Here is a 19,892-nt window from a genome sequence, read left to right on the forward strand (position 1 = left end):
AAGCACATGGGTGCCAAATCTCCGGCCTGCGCGGCGACCGTCGAATTTCGGTTCGTTTTCGGGCTGATGGTCGTGAAAAAGACCTCAAAACGTCGTTTTTGACGTCCTGGCGGTCTCACAATTTTAATTTTGAATTGCCCGATGCGGTAACTTATCTTTGCCGACTTCCCTCTTTCCTGACGGGCCGTTACCACCAGGTTACATCACCCTCGGATCAGGATGGGAGGCGGATACAGCGGTTTTTAACAATCTATAACAATCGATAGAGCATGCAATTAGCGAAACTGGAGATCAAAGGCTTCAAGAGTTTTGCCGACAAGGTCGTTATCAATTTTGATGAAGGGATCACCGGCATTGTCGGGCCGAATGGGTGTGGGAAATCGAACGTCGTTGACTCGATCCGGTGGGTGCTGGGGGAACAGAAAACCAGCGCGCTACGCTCGGAGAAGATGGAGAACGTAATCTTCAACGGCACCAGCGGCCGCGGCGCCCAGCAAATGGCGGAAGTGGCGCTGACCATTAACAATACCAAGAACATTCTGCCGACAGAATATTCGCAGATCACGATTACCCGGCGCCTCTACCGCACCGGTGAAAGCGAGTACCTGCTGAACGGCGTGACATGCCGTCTCAAAGACATCACCAACTTGTTCCTCGATACCGGTGTGGCCTCGAACAGCTACGCCATCATCCAGCTGGGCATGGTCGACGACCTGCTCAACGACAAGGATCACTCCCGCCGCATGCTGTTTGAAGAAGCGGCCGGGATCTCGAAGTTTAAGAAACGCAAGAAGGAGACGCTCAAGAAGCTCGAAGACACCGACGCCGACCTGGAGCGCGTGGCCGACTTGCAATTCGAGATCGAGAAGAACATGAAGAGCCTGGAGAAACAGGCCAAGCAAACGGAGACATACTACCGCGTCAAGGACGAGTATAAGGCCAAGAGCATTACCCTGGCCAAGGTGGTGGTCAACAGACAAAAGGACAAGTTCGACGCCATCAGCAAACAAGTACAGGCGGAGAACGACCGCAAGATCGGTATGGCTGCCGATGTCGCGGAGAAGGAAGCTTCCATTGAAAAAGAAAAAGCCGACCTGGTGCTCAAGGAAAAGACCCTGAGCTCGCGCCAGAAGGCGATCAACGAGTTTGTGTCGAAGATCCGCCAATACGAAAGCGAAAAGCAGATCAAGAACGAACGCCTCAAATACCTCAACGACCGGGCGAACGGCCTGCGCGATCAGATTGAGCAAGATAAGAAAAGCAACGAGCGTGCGCGCTTCAGCGTGCAAAGCCTCGAGGGCGAGCGTGGTTCCGCCGAAGGCATTCTCGAAGAGATCACCCAAAAGCTGGAACGCCTGAAGGGTGAGTACGAAGATCAGAAACGCGTCACCACCGAGCTGCAAACGCAGACCGACTCGCTGCGCCGTGTGCAACGCGAGAAGCAGGAAGAGAGCTTCCAGATAAACAAGTCGGTAGAGATCCGCGAGATCCAGGTATCATCATTCAAACAGGAGCTGGAGAAGACCGCCTCGGATACGTCGCTGCAAAACGCCAGCCTGGTGGAGTTCGAGAATAAGCTGAAGGTCTTACAGGAAGAGCTTGACAAAGGCAATGCGCAGCAGGACCGCCTGAAGAAGGAGGAAGAAGAAGTACAGAGCCGCATCACCGCGATGGAAAAAACCATCGAAATGATCCGCGAGGAGATGAACGTGACCGGCCGTAAGCTCGACGCCCGTCAGAACGAATATAATCTGACCAAGTCACTGGTCGAGAACCTGGAAGGTTTCCCCGAGGCCATCAAGTTCCTCAAGAAAAAAGTAGGCAAGAATGCTCCCCTCCTGTCGGATATCCTGACAACGTCGGAAGAGTATCGCGTGGCGATCGAGAACTACCTCGAGCAATACCTCAACTACTATATCGTCGAGCATGAGTCGGAGGCATACGAGGCCATCAACATCCTGAGCGACGCGGCGAAAGGTAAAGCGCACTTCTTTATACTCGATTCGTTCGAGAAGTTCGAACCCACACCGGGTCGCATTTACGACAACGCCTTCCCGGCAACGGAGATTATCGAGTACGACCAGAAGTATCGTAAACTGATGGCGTACATCCTCGACAAGGTATATATCATCGAGGGTGACATGAAGCAATTGCCCGTGAGCGATGACAATACGTTCATTACCAAGAACGGCAAGCTCACCAAGCGCAAGTTCAGCATCTCCGGTGGTTCGGTAGGTCTCTTCGAAGGTAAGAAGATCGGCCGCGCCAAGAACATGGAAAAGCTGGAGAAGGAGATCAAGGAGCTGACCGCCAAGCTGGACGACATCCGTCACAGCCTGCTGGAAAAACAAGCCGATCTCGAGAAACTGCGCAACAACAAGATCCGCCAGCAGATCGACGAGGTGCAAAACACCCTCCGCCAGGTAAACGAAGAGTATGTCTCCTTCCGCACGAAGCGCGAGCAGTTCGCCGACATGCTGAACAGCGCCGACCTGCGCCGCGAAGACATTCTCGAGAAGATCGATACCCTGCGCCAGGAGCTGGAAGACCTGCGGCCCAAAGCACAACAAATACAACGCGACTACGAAGCACAGGAAGAGCGCCTCGCGGATATCGCACAGGATCTGGCCAGCAACAACGAGCTGCTGACGCAGAAGTCTGCCGCCTATAACGAGCAGAATATTTTCTTCCACCAGCAGGACAACCGCGTGAAGAGCATCGATCAGGAGATCCGCTTTAAGCAGGAGTCGATGGAGCAAAGCGCCGGGCGTATCGACGTCAACGTCGAAGAGCTGAAGAAAAATGAAGAGGAAGTAAAACGCATCATCGAAAACACCGAGAGCAACGACGACGAGCTCCTGGGCATGTACGAGGAAAAAGAGGCCATGGAAAAAGGCCTGGCCGAAGCGGAGAAAGAGTATTACGAAGCCCGCGGCGCCATCGACAAAGTGGAGAAGTCACTGCGCGAAATTCAGCATCAGCGTCAGGCGATCGACAATACGTTGATCGAGCTGCAAGGCCAGCTGAACGAAAGCAAGATGCACCTCAACTCGGTGAAAGAGCGTCTGTCGGTCGAGTTCAATGTGGACCTGGATACTGTTGTAGGAGAAGCTACGCCCGAAGAGGCGGAGCAACTGAGCGCCATGGACGAGGTCAAGATCCGCGAGGAAGTGCAGAAGATCCGCAACCGCCTCGACAACATGGGTCCCATCAACCCAATGGCGATGGAAGCCTATACGGAGATCAAACAACGCAACGACTTCATCATGGCGCAGAAGGACGACCTTGTCAAAGCCAAGGAATCGCTGATGAGCACGATCGGCGAGATCGAAGGCGTGGCGAGCGCAACCTTCATGGAGTCGTTCAACAAGATCAAGGAGCACTTTGTACGTGTATTCCGGTCGTTGTTTACGGAAGACGACCAGTGCGATCTGCGCCTGGTAGACCCGAACAACCCGCTGGAGTCGGAGATCGATATTATCGCGAAGCCGAAAGGCAAGCGCCCGCTGACGATCAACCAGCTGTCGGGTGGTGAGAAAACGCTGACGGCTACGGCCCTGCTGTTCTCCATGTACCTGCTTAAGCCGGCACCGTTCTGTATTTTCGATGAGGTGGACGCTCCGTTGGACGACGCCAACATCGATAAGTTCAACAACATTATCCGGACCTTTAGCAAGGACTCGCAGTTTGTGATCGTTACGCACAATAAGCGTACGATGACTTCCACGGACGTGATCTATGGTATCACGATGGTGGAGAAAGGCGTGTCGCGCGTGGTGCCGGTGGATTTGAGAGAAATGGTATAAGACAGCGTGAGTGTGAGCGCGAGAGCGAAGAAAAACAACGTTCTCTAAGACTAATGCTCAAGTATATAGAAAGGCCTGCTGGTGTGAACTGGTAGGCCTTTTTTTAATAGCGTGAGCGTAGTCGCTCCCGCTCTCACACTCACACTGTCTTCTGGCGTGCCAGGTTATCGCAGATGATGGCGGTGGCGATGGCGGCGTTGAGGGACTCGGCCTGGCCGTAGCGGGGGATGGTGACTTTATGGGTGACCGACGGCGCCAGCGCATCGCTGATGCCGCGGGACTCATTGCCGATCAGGACGATGCCATTAGGCCCGAAACGGGTGGTGTGTACGTTGGAGCCGTTGAGGAAGGCGCCGAAGATGGGGCAGCCTGCTGTGGGCAGGTAGGTCTCGAGGTCGGTGTAGTAAACCTGCACGCGGGTGAAGGAGCCCATGGTGGCGCTGATCACTTTGGCGTTATAGAAGTCGGCGGTTTCGGAAGAGGCAATGATCTTGCGGATGCCGTACCAGTCCGCGGTTCGTAAAATAGTGCCCAGGTTGCCGGGGTCGCGGATGTCGTCGAGGGCGAGGGCAAACTCGGCGGGGCCGACGGTAAGCAGGTTGTTAGGCTTCAGGCGGGCCACGGCCAGGGCAGCGTCGTTGGATTGGAACTCGCCAAGCTCTTCCAGGGCTTTGGGGGTCACTTCCAACACTTCAGCCTTGCCGGTGGGTGGACACGTGGCCAGAAACTCGGGAGTGCCCAGTACGGTCAGGGTCTCGAAGTCAGAATGCAATAATTCCTGAACACTCTTGGCGCCCTGGACCACAAAACATTGTTCCTGTTTGCGGTATTTCTTTAATTGCAATGATTTGATGAACTTGATTCTGGCTTTTGACAGCATGGTTGACGCGTGAGAACTTCGAAAGGTAAATATTTTCTTTTTATCACTCTCATCCCGCTGCTGTCAGGCTGCCTGGGCATCAAGCATCTCAAGGACAACGAGAAGCTGTTGTACCAGCAGCGCATCGACGCTCCCCGCGAAATTGACCGGGACGAGCTGGGCAACTTCTACGCCCAGGAGTCCAACCGCAAGATGCTGGGCCTGCCTATCGCCCCCCTCGTGGGCATTTATTACCTCGGCTACCGGTCGTACGATCAGGAGAAGATGATCAAACGCAAGGAGAAGGCCGAGAAGAAGTTTGACGCCAAGATCGCCGCGGCTACCAAGCCCCGTAAGATCAACAACTTGCAGTTCCGCAAACAACAGAAGCTCGAGAAGTTCGACAAAAAGATCGACGAGGGTAACACCGTCATGCAATGGGGCGAGCCCGTCGCGGTGTTCGACAGCTCGCTGGTGAGCATTACCGAAGGGCGCTTCCGCGGATATTTGTTTTCCAAAGGCTATTTCGTCAACAAGGTGCACGCCCGCATTGATACATCGCGCATTTTGCGCAAGCGGGTAAAAGTATTGTATATCGTTCAGCCCGGCGCCGCCTACCACCTCGACTCGATTTTTTACCAGATTTCCGATACGGCCATTCTTCGCACCGTTATTGAGAACGAGCGGGCCAGCTTCTTAAAAAAGGGCGAACGCTACGACGAGGACAACCTGACACGTGAGCGTGAGCGCCTGGATATCCTTTTAAAAGATAATGGTTACTACGATTTCAGCCGTCAGTACGTCGAGTTTAAGATGGACACCGCGTATGAAAGCCCCAACCGACGCATTGCCATTATGGTACAGATTCATGAGCCGGCGAAGCGCGAGGCTCACAAACGCTTTACCATTGACGAGGTAAATTTCACGACCGATGCCAGTACCAGCCGCTTCCGCCGCGAGCGCCGGGAACGTTCGTATCGCGACATTCATTTCCGGTACTACGAAGACAATTACAACCTCAAGATCCTCTCCCAACGCGTCTTTCTGAAACCGGGCGACCAGTACAGCCGTGCATTAACGCTCAACACCCAACGCCAGCTGGCCAACATCGACGCTTTTAAGTTTGTCAATATCAACTATGACACTACCGGCGGCAGGTTTGTCGCCAATATCTTTACCAGTCCGCTGGCGCGGTACGAGTGGAGCAACGAAGCCGGTGTGAACGTAACGCAAGGTTACCCGGGTCCTTTCTATAATATCTCTTTTAAGAAGCGCAATGTCTTTAAGGGCATGGAGACATTTGACCTGAACGGCCGGTTTGGTTTCGAAGGCGTGGCGTCTGCTACGAGTGATCAGAACTTTTACAAGAGCACAGAAGCAGGTGTGAACGCGTCGTTTACGTTTCCGCAGTTTATCTGGCCTTTTCGGGACCGTACACGGTTCCGGCATGCGGCGTATAACCCGAAGACGAAGTTTACGGCGGGTTATGCGTACACGGATCGTCCGGAGTACCGGCGTACGGCAGTATCGGTCGTCGGCAGCTATACCTGGCAAAACAATAAGGGCCGCTCCTATCAGCTGACGCCGGTCAACCTCAGCGTGATCGACACGGCGAACCTGTCGGGTGAATTCAAAGATCTGCTTTTAGAGCAGGCTGAACAGGGTAACTTCAGTCTGATCAATTCCTTCCGTCCGTCGTTTGTAAACAGCATCATCTTTGGCGTGACGTGGAATTACAAAAACTACGGTAACACTGAGCGCAGCTCGGGTTTTATCCGCGCGCAAGTGGAAAGCGGCGGTACGATCTGGAACTTTCTCGATCCGAAAATCGTGACGCAGTACGACCTGAACTACTTCAAGTATTTTCGCTTTAGCCTCGACATGCGGCGCATCAACGTGCTGCACAAAAATACCACGGTAGCCTACCGGTTTAATTCGGGGCTGGCATACTCGTATGGCGATGGCAGGAGTCTTCCCTACGAAAAATTCTTCTTTGCGGGCGGTAGTAACAGTATCCGCGCCTGGCGGCCGCGCCGTCTGGGGCCCGGCTCCTTCAAACCGCGTACGACGGAGGAAATAGACATTCGTGGCGACGTCAACGGCAATCCACGCAACGACGGATTATTTGACTATAGCATCGAGCAACCCGCCGAGATCCTATTGGAGGCAAGCCTGGAGGTACGCCAGAAGCTGTTCGGTTTTGTAAGCGGCGCGGTCTTTATCGACGCCGGTAACACCTGGACGTTTCAGCGCCGGTTTAAAACAGTGTATACCCTGATACCACCGGAACAACAAATAGAAGGCGGACCGAAGACAATCGCGACGGTGGTCAACGATGGTACAGAGGGCAACTCGCAGTTTAAGGCTGATCAGTTCTATAAAGAGATTGCTGTGGGAACGGGATTTGGCCTTCGCTTTGACTTTACGTTCCTGATTCTGCGATTGGACGTAGGGATGAAGGTGTGGGACCCTGCGCGGGAAGAAGGCGATAAGTTTGTATTTGATAAAGTGCGGTTCTTTAAGCCGTATGCGACAAAGACGGCCGATGGTTGGACGAATTATCGCGAGCCGGTTATTTATAATGTTGGTATTGGTTATCCTTTCTGATATAGTATAGCTTCAACCACCGGAAATTATTTGTTACAGGCTTCACAACGAACCGTTTGGCAGTCGGAGACTGCCACCATACTGGGCACGAGTCTTCGCCCGAGACGGGCTAAGACTCGCGCCAGTTACGCGTTTGACACTCGCCCTACAGTTAATATCGTAATAGTTCCCCCAACGCTTTTGCTACTTTCTCTGCGCTCGGCAACATCATCTTTTCCAGGTCTACATTCAACGCTACCGCGGGTAGGTCGGCTGCGCCGATGGTCCATACCGGAGCATCCAGGTGCTTGAAACATTCTTTGCTGATGCGGCCGGCGAGCGATTCGGCGAAGGAGTTTAGCAGGGGCTCTTCGGTGACGATGCACGTGCGGCCGTGGCGTTGTACGGCGGTGATGACGGCTTGCCAGTCGAGGGGGTTTAGGGTGCGCAGGTCTATAATTTCCACGCGGCCTTCGTAGGCGCGGGCGGCTTCTTTGGTCCAGTAGACGCCCATGCCGTAGGTGATGACGACGCAGGATTCGCCAGCGGCGATTTTGTCTGCGTTGGCTTGCTGTACCGTGGCGGCCCTGCCGAGTGGGATGATATAGTCGTGGTCGGGTTCGGGGGTCTTGGCGTCGGTGGTGCCGGGGACTTTGGACCAGTAGAGGCCTTTGTGCTCTAACAATACAACCGGGTTGGGGTCGTAGAAGGCGGCTTTGAGCAGGCCTTTCATGTCGGCGGCATTGCTGGGGTATACGATCTTAATGCCGCGGATGGTGAGGAGCGTTGACTCCACACTGCCCGAGTGATAGGGTCCACCCCCACCATAGGCGCCGATGGGTACACGGATGAGCGCCTGAATCGGGAACTTGCCGTTGGAAAGGTAGCAGCTTTTCGAAAGCTCCTCTACTAACTGATTCATGGCGGGCCAGATATAGTCGGCAAATTGGATTTCGACAATAGGCTTCGCTCCTACCGCAGACATACCGGCGGTTGAACCTACGATATAGGCTTCCTGGATCGGCGTATTGAAGACGCGCGCATCGCCGTATTTGCCGGCAAGGGTAGCGGCTTCGCGGAAGACTCCGCCGAGGCGACCGCCAACGTCCTGGCCATAGAACAGTGCTTCGGGATGGTCTTTTAGTATTTCTTCGACCGCGTGCAGAGCAGCATCTACCATCACCACTTTGGTGGCGTCGGCCGGTATACGGCGGCCGCGCTCTTCCGTTATGGGTGTTGGTGCAAACTCGTGGGTGTCGAACGTAGCGGGATCGGGATCAGCGGCCGCCAGGGCTTTTTGGAAGTCGGCCGCTACACGGGCCGTTGCGCGTGTGCGCAGGGTGTCGAGTGTTGCTTCGGTTTCACCGTGGGCCAACAGGTAGGCTTCGAGGTGCGCGAGCGGGTCGCGCTGCTGATGGATGGACAGGTCGTCGCCCCGGTACCACTCGCGGCGTACGCCGGAGGTATGGTGGCCTAACAGCGGGCAGCGGGCGTGCACCAGTATAGGGCCTTTACGGCTGCGAACGTGGGCAATTGCTTTTTGCATGCCGGTATAGGACTCGACGAAGTCCGCGCCGTTGAGGGTCATGCGTTCGAGGCCCTTGAAGCCTGCGGCATATTCGTAGGCATCCATGGCGCGCATCTCGGCGCCGGTGGCCGATATACCCCAGTCGTTGTCTTGTACAAGGTAGACTATCGGTAGCTTTTTGAGCACGGCCATCTGGAAGGCTTCCGCGACTTCCCCTTCGGTAACGGAGCCATCGCCGAGCGAGCAGAGTACCGCGGGCGGCGCCGGCCAGGAAGCCAGGCCTTGTGACTCGAGGTAGGCAATGCCGTGGGCCATGCCGGTGGCCGGTATAGCCTGCATGCCGGTGGCAGAGCTTTGGTGCGGTATGGTTGGGAAGCCGGGGCGTCGTAATGATGGGTGGCCATAGTACGTGCGGCCGCCGGAGAAGGGGTCGTCGCGTTTCGCCATAAGCTGCAGCATCAGCTCGTACGGCTCCAGGCCCATGCCCAGGAGCATGGACTCGTCGCGGTAATACAGAGCGGCGTAGTCGTGGGGCGCCAGCTGCATGCCGGCGGCAAGCTGAATGGCCTCGTGGCCACGGGAAGTGCTGTGCACATACTTGCTGCACACCTCGCGGTGTTCATCGTACAGATCGGCCATCCGCCGGGCCGTGCACAGGTGGGTATAAGCGTCGAGAAGAATGGTACGGTCAACATCCGACCGGAGCATCTTTCTGGCTCTTGCGGTCTCTTCAACAGCCATGATGGTAACAATTGGTCTCGGGATAAAGATACACGATTTCGACCGATTCAAACGATTTCGATTGCATTTCATCTAATTCCGCAGGGTTTCCGGAAGGCAATGCCACCGCAAGAAGGATTTAGGATTAACTTTACATCCGATTTTGAACACGATGCCTACAAGAGACTCTATCCGCGACTGGTTCTCGACCCTCCAGCAGGATATCTGCACACAGTTGGAAGCAGCCGATGGCACCGGCACCTTTATCTCCGACGCCTGGGAACGTCCCGGTGGCGGCGGTGGCGTAAGTCGGGTGATCACGGATGGCAAGATCCTCGAAAAGGGTGGCGTCAATTTCTCAGCGGTGTGGGGTCCTGCGCCCGAGCACGTACTACACTCCCTTAAAATTCCGGCCAACGAGTCGCTGGAGTTCTTTGCTACGGGTGTATCGATCGTGCTGCATCCGCATAGCCCACTGGTGCCCATCATTCACATGAACACGCGTTACTTTGAAATGAGCAACGGCGCGTGGTGGTTTGGTGGTGGCATCGACCTGACGCCACACTACGTGGATGAAGCCGATGCGCGACATTTCCATCATCAACTGAAGGCCGTCTGCGATCAGCATCATCCCTCCTATTACCCGGAGTTCAAGAAGTGGGCCGATGACTACTTCTACATCAAACACCGGCAGGAGACGCGCGGCATTGGCGGTATTTTCTTTGACTACCTCAAAGACAACGAAGGTTTTACAAAAGCGTCACGCTTTGAGTTCATCCGTGCGGTGGGGTCAGCGTTCGCGCCGTTGTATATTCATTATATGCAGAACAATCACAACAAGTCGTATACGGAACGGCAAAAGGAATGGCAATACCTGCGCCGGGGCCGTTACGTGGAGTTTAACCTCGTATGGGATCGCGGCACGAAGTTCGGGCTCGATACCGACGGGCGCACCGAATCCATTCTGATGAGCCTTCCCCCCCAGGCTCGGTGGGAATACAACCACCACCCCGCGCCGGACTCGCCCGAGCAACGCACGCTCGACCTGTTGAAAAAAGACATTGACTGGATAGCCTAAGCACAGGCCGGCACAACCTATATGAGATCATCTGTTCGGAATAACTTCATCCAAACGGGCGTCACCGCGGACATGCCTACACTGCATGCCCGGGCGATCATCCTGACGAATATCATCGCCCTGATCTCGGCGATCCTTACTTCTGTCTACCTGGTATACCTTCTGCCGCGTGGGTGGGGCTTTTCATCCAAGGTGCTTTCGGCAACGGTACTCGTACTCTGCAGCGTCCCCATACTGAACCGCGCCAGGCAGGTGCACCTCGCCCGCGTGCTGCTGGCCCTCGCCATTCCGCTGGCGTCGCTTACGATCCTCTTCCTGAACCGCATACAACATCCCGACCTATATGACTACTACCGCTCGCCGGGCATCTATTCGGTATTGATGGCAACCTCCATCATTCCCGCATTGATCTTTACCCGTTCGGAAAAGCTGATGATGTTTGCGTGTATGATGGTGCATGCGCTGGTCTTCGCGACGGTCGATATCTTCCTACGTTATTTCAGTAACCTGCACGCGCTGCCTACCGCGAAGCAATACCTGGCGGATAATCTTTCGTTGCTTACCTCGTATATTCTATTGACCAGTTGTGCGCTGTCGCTCAAGAGCGTACTCGATCGCTTTGAAGCGCGGAACGAATTACTGATCGCGCGCCTCAATCTGAAAAATCTCGAGCTGGAGTCTACCAACCGCGAGCTGCACGAGCTCAACAAAAACATCGAGACGCAGAACGAAGAAATCCAGGCGCAAAGCGAAGAGCTGATTCAAAGTCAGGAAAGTTTGATCCTTGCCAGCAACGAGATCGAGCGTCAGAAGAACACGCTACAGGAGCAGAACCGCTTCCTCGAAAAGTCGCTTGACGAGAAGAGCCTCGACTTGCTGCACACAAACCAACAGCTGGTGCAGCAGAACAATGAGCTGCAACAGTTCTCCTATACGGTATCGCACAACCTGCGGGGCCCTGTCGCAAGCATGATGGGCTTGATGAATATTCACCGCCTGGCGGATACCTACGAGGAGAAAGCGAACATTATGCAGCTGATCGAGCAGTCGGCGCTGTCGCTGGAGACAATCATTCGCGATCTGAACAAGATCATCGATATACGGCATGATAAGTTCTCGGCATTGGAAGACGTTCGTTTTAAGGATGAGCTGGATCTGATCAAACAGTCGCTGAAGTCGTTCCTGCGGGAAAACGATGTGCAGGTCGATGCGCGGTTTTCGTGCGAGCGGATTGTGTCGATCAAGGCATACGTTAATAGTATTTTATATAACCTGGTGAGTAACGCGATCCAATATCGTTCGCCAGATCGCAAGCCGTTCATACGAATCTCGTCGCACGATACGGCGGAGTATGCGGTGCTGGAGGTGGCGGATAACGGCCTGGGTATTGACTTGACACGGTTTGGCGGTGATATATTTAAGTTATATAAACGATTTCATACGCATACCGAAGGCAAAGGGCTGGGTCTGTACCTGGTGCGACAGCAGGTGGAGAAGCTCAATGGGAGGATTGAAGTGGAGAGTGTCGTGGATGCGGGGGCGACATTCCGAGTTTTCTTCCCGGTGCGGAAATAGCGTTATATCTTATTCACTTTTTAGGTGATCGACCGGATTTCGTGTTACCACGTTCATGATTTGCATACCCGAAAGAACAGCGACGGCGGATACAACCACCAGCAGTGGAATGGCAAAGATCCAGGGCGATAGCTGGGTGTGTGCGGGGTATGAGGATAGCCATCGATCCGCGCCGTACCAGACGACCGGAATGGCTACCAGGCAAGAAATGATAATACAGCGCGCCTGATCATTTAAGAGCAACGCCAGCAGGTGCGCTACGGACGCTCCCAGTACTTTTCGTATGCTGATCTCTTTCAGGCGGGCATTGGTTTCAAACAACGCCATTCCCAGAATGCCAAGGCAGGCGATGAAGACCGCGATGCCTGAAAAGGCGGAGAACACCTGACTAAATTGTCTTTCTGATTTGAACTGCAGGTCATAGTATTCGTCCATGAAGAAATACTCAAACGGCTGTCCTGGAAATACTTCTTTCCAGGCTTGTTCGATTTCGCTGAGTGTTTGTTGCGGTCTACTTCCGGGGTTGAACCGTATGGAATAGTATACTTGCTGATAGCTGTTGTAGTTCAGCTTCAGGATCATCGGATAGATCACATTTTTTACCGCTTCATGGTGATAGTCTTCCATCACACCAATGATCTCGTGATCTTCAAAATCATCAAAGGCCTGAAATTTGACCGTCTTGTTCACGGCGTCTTCCGGTGATTTGAATCCAAGTGCCTTCATGGCGCTTTCGTTCAGGATGATCTTTAGCCAGTCTTTTCTTTCCCAGGGCTCCCTCCATTCGTTGATTTCTTCCGCTTCAAAATTTCGCCCCGCCAATAATTTAATCTTATACAATGGAATAAAGTTTTCCCCTATAAACATTGTCTTGTAGCGGGTTGGATCGTAGGGATCGTTCAAGCTTCTTTTTATGAGATCCACATAGGTAAAGCCGATCTCCGTTCCGGGTATGGCGGACGATGTCGATACCATTTCTACCGATGCACGCTGCAACAGTTTGTCACGAAGTAGCTTATAGTTGTTGTATTTTTCGATTACTTCCTGGTTGGAATACGCCACCGGATTTCTGACGGCCACCACGCTCCCCACGTCAACGCCTTTGTTTGTCAACTGCATGTACTTCAGCTGTCCGTTGATCACCAGCAGAAATGCTATCAGTATGATCGAGACGCTGAATTGCACCACCAGCAACGGCTTGCGAATAAAGCCGCGACTTTTTTGCGGGCTAAAGGTTCCTTTCAACGCGTGCGCCGCATTTAGTTTTAGGAGGTAAAGTCCCGGATAAATGCCGGTGATGATCGAGCCCGCAGCAAAAAATAAGAACGCGATCAGCCAAAGCTCCGGCGTGTTCCGATACGCCAGCTCGACGGGGATACCACTGACATTTTCAAAATAGGGCGCCAACGTCATCGCCAACATACCGGCAATGGCCAGGGCCAACAGATTGGCGCAACCAAATTCAACTAAAAACTGAAGCCCGAGGTCTACTTTTGATGAACCTATGATACGCCTCACCCCTACCTCCTTTGCCCTTCTTAAAAAGCGCGCTGTTTCGACATTGATGTAGTTAATCCAGCCCATGATGATAATGACAACGCCGATTGCAATAAGAAGGTAAACCAGTGTCGCGCTGCCATTCGCTTCGTACTCATCCTTTATATTTGATTGAAGGTGTATGTCTTTGAGCGGTTGAAGAAATACCGACGTGCCTTTGATTTTGGGTATTCCCTTTGACTTTTGCGCGAGCATTTGATTTAGCCTGGATTTAACTGCGCCGGGGTCTGTATGTTCTTTTAACAACGCATAGTTAAAAATGAGAGAGGATAGCCAGTCGTCTTCCAAAACTTCCGGCCATACGTCTTCGAGCTTTGAAACAAACCTTGCATGAAAGTGCGCGTTTTTTGGAATGTCTCTCATGACTCCCGTCACGATCAGCGGAGCGTCGCCGTTTTCCTCTACGCGGTCGAGCCGTTGTCCCAGCACATCGGTGTTTCCAAAGACCTTCCTGGCGACGGACTCGGAGATCACAATGCTGTTGGCATTTTTTAGCGCGGTTGCCGCATTTCCTTTTACCAGTAAAGTTGGGAACACTTTAAAGAAGTTGGAGTCGGCGTTGATGTGTCCGCCGGATTCATTAAACATCTTGCTGTCATGTCCGAATAAAAAGCCGGTATTAGCCGGGATTTTCACAAAGCGCGTGGCTGTCTCCACGTCGGAAAGCTCCTGCAGGAAATTGTAAATGCCCGGGTAACTTTTTACTGAGCTACCGGCGTCTGATCCAACCTCCTGTCCGTTGAGCGCAATCCTGTAAATACGGTCCTTATTCGCGTGGAGATCATCGTAGCTCATCTCAAACGATGCATAGACCACAATGAAAAAGAACGACGTGATGGCGACGGCAAGGCCCAGAATATTGATCAGGGAGAAGCCTTTGTTTTTCATCAGATGCCTACCCGCCAATCTGAAATGGTTTTTTAGTAACCCGGCGGCACGAAGGTTGTTTCCCAGAAGATCCTTAGCCATTTACCCCTATTTTGTTTAAGTAAAGAAAGCGAGAGTTTTTAAGAATTGCCAGTGCGCCATGATTATCAGACTATAAATTGTACGAATGGGAACATCCCGGAGACACCGTTATTGCGTTATCGGCGTTTGCCTTATATCAATTATAATTATACATTTAGTTATACGTTTGAGTCAACGAAACTTATACCCCTATGCTGCGTAACTATCTGATCATTGCCTTTCGGAATGTACTCAAGAACAAGGTATTCTCTGGTATCAATATTTTGGGGCTTGGCATCGGACTGGCGGCGTGTCTTCTTATTTTTCAATTCGTTCGCTACGAATTGAGCTACGATACATTTCATACCAAGATCGATCGCATCTACCGTGTCACCAACGACCGTTTCCAGCACGGCAAGCTGATACAGCATGGCACGATCACGTACCCGGCGGTCGGGCCCGCGATGGTCCGGGACTTTCCGGAGATAGAAGAATATACCCGCCTGATGCCGGCAGGGACCCTGAATATCCGAATCGACGACCAATACATCCGGAGCGGCCAGTCTCATTTTGCAGATGAACATTTCTTTTCCGTGTTTTCATTTCCGATGTTGGCGGGCGATCGTCTTACGGCGCTGAAAGAGCCGCTCTCGGCGGTACTGACGGAGCATGCAGCCAAACAATTCTTCCCCGCACAGGGGACCGACTATGCGTCCATGATTGGGAAAACATTTTACTGGGGAACAGACAAGGAGCCGTACACGGTAAAGGCAATATGCCGGGACATTCCTGCTAATTCTCATATCCAGTTTGACGTGCTGATATCCTATGCCACCCTGATCCGGGCCACCCAGATGGAGGCTGACAACAGCTGGACATGGTCGGATATGCGGCATTATCTGGTGCTAAAACCCGGCGTGGACTATACGCAACTGGAAGCCAAGTTTCCTGCCTTCAGCGATCGTCATTTCCAGGGCGATAAGGTTTCGGGCAGCGTGGAAAAATTCTACCTGCAGCCTCTGCGCGATGCACACCTTTATTCTCAGTATGAATACGATATTGCCAAAGTAGCGAGCGGCAAGGCCGTATGGGCGATGTTGATTGTGGCCCTCTTCATCCTATTGATCGCGTGGATCAACTATATCAACCTCACGACCTCGCGCGCACTCGACCGTGCCAAGGAAGTCGGGCTCCGCAAAGTGATGGGCGCATTCAAAACACAACTCATCAAGCAGTTCATTTTGGAATCGTTTATTCTTACAGGCCTGGCCTTTGTGGTCGCCATGATGATGGCGCAGCTGCTGCAAGCGCCGTTTAACAAAATTACCGGTAATGATTTATCCCTGTGGCAGGTCATTCAAACAACGGATCCGAGAACCCTCCTCGGTGTAGCGGCGTTGTTGCTCCTGGGCGCACTGGTGTCTGGGTTTTATCCGGCGCTGGTTCTCTCTTCCTACCAGCCCATTACGGTGCTTAAAGGAAAATTTCAACGCTCCGCCCGGGGTAATTTTCTCCGGAAGGCCCTGGTCATTGTTCAGTTCACGTCTTCAGCGGCGTTGATCACGGGCACCATCATTGTGTCCAAACAATTGAATTTTATAAACGACGCTGACCTCGGTATGGTTATCGACAATACCGTCGTTGTCAACGCGCCGGAGCTGTCTGCGTGGGACTCTAGTTTCATGCAGCGCGTGGAAAGCTATAAACATGCGCTGCTACAACTTCCCGGGGTGGAGCGTGTTGCCACATCCTCTAACTTGCCTGGCGACCGGCTGGCGCGAGGCTTTAACCTGCACCTGAAAGAGCAAACTTCTTCCAAATATACCATCAGCTATCTCGGGGTCGATCATCATTTTATGGGTGCTTACAACATGTCGCTGGTAGCAGGCCGTGGATTTTTACCGACGGATCATCAGGCGGACTACGACAAGATCCGATCGATCATCCTCAATGTCAATGCCACCAGGCTTTTGGGGATCAGCACACCGGAAGATGCCATCGGAAAAGAATTAACGGACGATAAGCACACCTGGACCATTATCGGGGTGATCCGGGACTTTCACCAGGAATCGCTGAAGTCACCCATGGAGCCTACCCTGCTGATGCCCACCTATAGTACCTATGCGGCTACATCCATCAAAATAAAAACAGACGATACAAAAAGCATGCTGGCGTCCATCGAGGATACCTATAAAAAGTATTTTCCCGGAAACGCCTTCGAATATTTCTTTATGAAAGATCGCTACAACCGCCAGTATAACGATGACATGCGTTTTGGAAAGATCATCAGTATCTTTACCGGACTTGCCATTGTCGTGGCGTGTTTAGGGCTTATTGGATTGTCGTCGTATACGGCCACACAGCGCACGAAGGAAATCGGCATCCGCAAGGTATTGGGTGCTTCGGTAGTCCATATCATTTCGCTGCTTTCTGTTGACCTGGTCAGGCTGGTGGCCGTTGCGGCCGCGCTGTCGATACCGATCGCGTATTTCAGCATGCAGCACTGCCTGCAGGGATATGCCTACCGCGTTACACCAGGGTGGGTACAATTTGTCGCGCCGTTACTGCTGGTGTTGCTGATTGCTGCCTTCACCATCAGTTTCCAGGTGTTGAAAGCTGCCATGAAAAATCCGATTGATACGCTGAAGCAGGAATGAGCCAGTAGTGTAACGTTATAGGAGGATAGGACTGCCGTAAAATTGTTTTTAGTTGAAAAACTTACTTTGGTTTCCGTTTTTGGCCGGTACTATCTTTCTTCGATGTGCAATATCAACATCAACCTAACGATATGAGAAAACTCCTACTGACCTTCCTGGCGGGCATTTTCATGATGCCTGCTTTCGCAGCGTTTATCGGTGAAAACGATAGTACCAACACGTTTTTAGACAGCCTGGAAGCATCCTTCCAGTACCAAACAGGCGACATTCAACTGGGCGATGACATCGGTACATTAAAAGTGCCGAAAGGATTTCGCTATCTCGATCCCAAGCAGGCGCAGTTTGTTATACATGACTTGTGGGGCAACCCGGGTGGCGACGGCACCCTGGGCATGATCGTGCCTGAAAATATGGCGATCACCAACGATGCGTGGGCGTTCATCATTACGTACGATGAAATGGGATACGTGAAAGACGACGATGCCGACGAGATCGACTACGACGAGATGCTCGAAGAGATACAGAAGGAGGAGACGGCCATAAATGAAGAACGTGTTAAAGAAGGTTATGAGGCGATTCACATGGTGGGATGGGCCGCAAAGCCATATTATGACGCCGACAAAAAAGTACTGCACTGGGCGAAGGAGCTCCAGTTTGGCGATAGCGCGGAAGTTGAACACACACTGAACTACAACGTGCGGATACTGGGCCGGAAGGGCGTGCTGGTGCTGAACGCTGTAGCCCTGGTGCATGAGCTGCCCGACGTACAAGCTAACATCGACCCTGTACTCTCGTCGTTTACCTATGCCGATGGCAAAAAGTATGCAGACTTCGATCCGGATGTCGATGAGGTAGCTGCCTGGACGATTGGTGGCCTCGTTGCCGGTAAGGTACTGGCGAAAGCCGGTTTCTTTGCCATCATTCTGAAGAACATCAAGCTCATCGGGCTTGGCATTATGGCACTGTTCACAGGCATCTGGAAATGGGTTAAACGCAAAACCGAACCGCCTACCGTGCGCACTTTCGGCGGTGAAAATAATAACGATGCGCCGCAAGCTTAATAGCCCGCTGCCATCCTCATTAAAAAAGCCCGCTGTTGACAGCGGGCTTTTTTAATGAGGGGGGTGAAGATCGCTATGACGGAACGCCGACCTCTCCACTATACGCTCTTTCGAGTTCTGCCAGGTCGAACTTCTTCATCTTCAGAAATGCCTGAGTAACGCGGGCCACGCGCGCAGAATCGTTGTCGGTCATCATCTTATCCATGGACTCGGGAACGATCTGCCACGAAAGGCCGAACTTGTCTTTTAGCCATCCGCATTGCTCTGCCTCCGGAACAGCCGACAGTTTTTCCCAATAGTAGTCGATCTCCTTTTGATCCTTGCAATAGACCAACAGGGATATAGCTTCATTAAAGGTAAAGTTGTGTTGCTGCGCACTGTCCATTACGGCGAGCTGTTGTCCCGCCAGGGTGAATGAAGCATGTGCCACGGTACCTTCGCGGTCGGGCTCCTGGCCTTTGCTATAGCGCATAATATCACCGATACGACTGTCTTTGAAGACGGAAGTATAAAAATGCATAGCTTCCTCGGCTTTACCGACGACATCGCCTACAAACATCAGTACCGGCGTGATCTTTTGTTTGATCTCCTGGTTGAAATACATAATCTGCCACGAGAGACCATATTTATCTTGTGTCCAACCATACCGTTCACTGAAGGGGTATTGATCCAGCGGCATCAGTGCCTGGCCACCGTCATTCAGCTTCTTCCATAGCGAATCGACTTCTTCTTTTGTGCTGCACGCTACCAGAAACGAAACCGCGGGTGTGAATTTAAAAATCGGCCCGGCGCTAATCGACATGAACGGCTGGCCGGCGAGCTCGAACCAAACAACGTCACAATCGCCGGAGGGCGTATCGTACATGGTTATTACACTGTTGATCTTCGACGAAGGGAAAACCGATGTATAAAATTGGGCTGCTTCCTTCGCTTCTTTGTCAAACCATAAATGCGGGGTTATTTTTTGCATACGGTGTTGGGTTTTGTATGAATCAAACTTACATACAAAACGACGCACCGAGGGGGTGCGAACGAGACAACGTCGGTGGCTTTTTGTGACGTGAAGGCCTAGTCTTCGACCTCTGCAAAATATTTTTCCGAGAGTTCGTTACGCGACAATACCAGGGGTGACCGGTTCGTGTTTTCGCTGACCATCGGCGTTATTGTCCAGATGTCTTCGCCGGATACTTCGTGGCCATGTTTCTGCCTCTCGCCTACTACGAAAAGTTGCCCGGTAGCAATCTCTTTCAATATCATACCGGTTTCGATGTCGATTTCTGATGTGATGGGTGCGCTCATGATTGATAGTGCTTTAAAGTTGTTTGTAGCCGCTAAAAAAAGGATGCCTGCCAGCTTTTTGCGCACACGATCTGAAAGCTTCCTGAAAAATAAAAAACGCTCCCGCAAACGTAAACTTTTGTCAACATTTGGGAAATCTTGTAGGCTACCTTCATGGCGCCGTAAGGATAGCGCTCACTCTCCACGGTCTCGAAAAAACACTTATTTAATCAACCTGA

General features: G+C 52.5%; 11 protein-coding genes. 6 read left to right on the forward strand and 5 right to left on the reverse strand.

Annotated elements, in window-relative coordinates; translation table 11 throughout:
• Positions 1–269: 269 nt before the first annotated feature.
• A complete protein-coding gene (gene smc / locus K7P01_RS29245; RefSeq protein WP_267298143.1) occupies positions 270–3,806 on the forward strand; it encodes a chromosome segregation protein SMC in 3,537 nt (1,178 codons plus the stop codon).
• A gap of 139 nt (positions 3,807–3,945) precedes the next feature.
• Here the strand turns inward: smc and K7P01_RS29250 are convergent, their stop codons facing one another.
• On the reverse strand, positions 3,946–4,686 hold the full coding sequence (locus K7P01_RS29250) for a TrmH family RNA methyltransferase (protein ID WP_267298144.1): 741 nt from the start codon (positions 4,684–4,686) through the stop codon (positions 3,946–3,948).
• A 9-nt stretch (positions 4,687–4,695) separates the two neighbouring features.
• Here K7P01_RS29250 and tamL point away from each other — a divergent pair, with 9 nt between their 5' ends.
• A complete protein-coding gene (gene tamL / locus K7P01_RS29255) occupies positions 4,696–7,272 on the forward strand; it encodes a translocation and assembly module lipoprotein TamL (protein WP_267298145.1) in 2,577 nt (858 codons plus the stop codon).
• Between the two features lie 151 nt (positions 7,273–7,423).
• Here tamL and K7P01_RS29260 read toward each other — a convergent pair whose 3' ends face one another.
• Positions 7,424–9,520: an alpha-ketoacid dehydrogenase subunit alpha/beta gene (locus K7P01_RS29260; protein ID WP_267298146.1), complete on the reverse strand. Its 2,097-nt coding sequence runs from the start codon at positions 9,518–9,520 to the stop codon at positions 7,424–7,426.
• Between the two features lie 151 nt (positions 9,521–9,671).
• On the opposite strand from K7P01_RS29260, the gene hemF reads away from it, so the two are divergent.
• Positions 9,672–10,577 carry an oxygen-dependent coproporphyrinogen oxidase gene (gene hemF / locus K7P01_RS29265; protein WP_267298147.1) on the forward strand — a complete coding sequence of 302 codons (906 nt, stop codon included), beginning with the start codon at positions 9,672–9,674 and terminating at the stop codon, positions 10,575–10,577.
• A 21-nt stretch (positions 10,578–10,598) separates the two neighbouring features.
• Complete coding sequence (locus K7P01_RS29270) at positions 10,599–12,152, forward strand: sensor histidine kinase (protein WP_267298148.1); 1,554 nt, start codon at positions 10,599–10,601, stop codon at positions 12,150–12,152.
• Positions 12,153–12,161: 9 nt separating this feature from the next.
• On the opposite strand, the gene K7P01_RS29275 is transcribed toward K7P01_RS29270, so the two are convergent.
• The gene (locus K7P01_RS29275; protein WP_267298149.1) at positions 12,162–14,678 is read right to left on the reverse strand and encodes an ABC transporter permease; all 2,517 of its coding nucleotides are present in this window, start codon (positions 14,676–14,678) and stop codon (positions 12,162–12,164) included.
• A 191-nt stretch (positions 14,679–14,869) separates the two neighbouring features.
• On the opposite strand from K7P01_RS29275, the gene K7P01_RS29280 reads away from it, so the two are divergent.
• Both K7P01_RS29280 and K7P01_RS29285 read left to right on the forward strand, forming a co-directional pair.
• Entirely contained in the window at positions 14,870–17,314 is a 2,445-nt protein-coding gene (locus tag K7P01_RS29280) for an ABC transporter permease (RefSeq protein ID WP_267298150.1), read from the forward strand.
• A 131-nt stretch (positions 17,315–17,445) separates the two neighbouring features.
• Positions 17,446–18,375 carry a DUF2167 domain-containing protein gene (locus tag K7P01_RS29285; protein ID WP_267298151.1) on the forward strand — a complete coding sequence of 310 codons (930 nt, stop codon included), beginning with the start codon at positions 17,446–17,448 and terminating at the stop codon, positions 18,373–18,375.
• A gap of 73 nt (positions 18,376–18,448) precedes the next feature.
• Here the strand turns inward: K7P01_RS29285 and K7P01_RS29290 are convergent, their stop codons facing one another.
• Positions 18,449–19,345 (reverse strand): VOC family protein, encoded by an 897-nt coding sequence (locus K7P01_RS29290; protein ID WP_267298152.1) that lies wholly within the window; start codon positions 19,343–19,345, stop codon positions 18,449–18,451.
• Positions 19,346–19,443: 98 nt separating this feature from the next.
• Positions 19,444–19,674, reverse strand: coding sequence for a hypothetical protein (locus tag K7P01_RS29295; protein ID WP_267298153.1), 231 nt, complete (start codon positions 19,672–19,674; stop codon positions 19,444–19,446).
• Positions 19,675–19,892 lie beyond the last annotated feature (218 nt).

The sequence above is a fragment of the Parachryseolinea silvisoli genome, from assembly GCF_021190955.1.
Lineage (GTDB): Bacteria > Bacteroidota > Bacteroidia > Cytophagales > Cyclobacteriaceae > Ohtaekwangia > Ohtaekwangia silvisoli.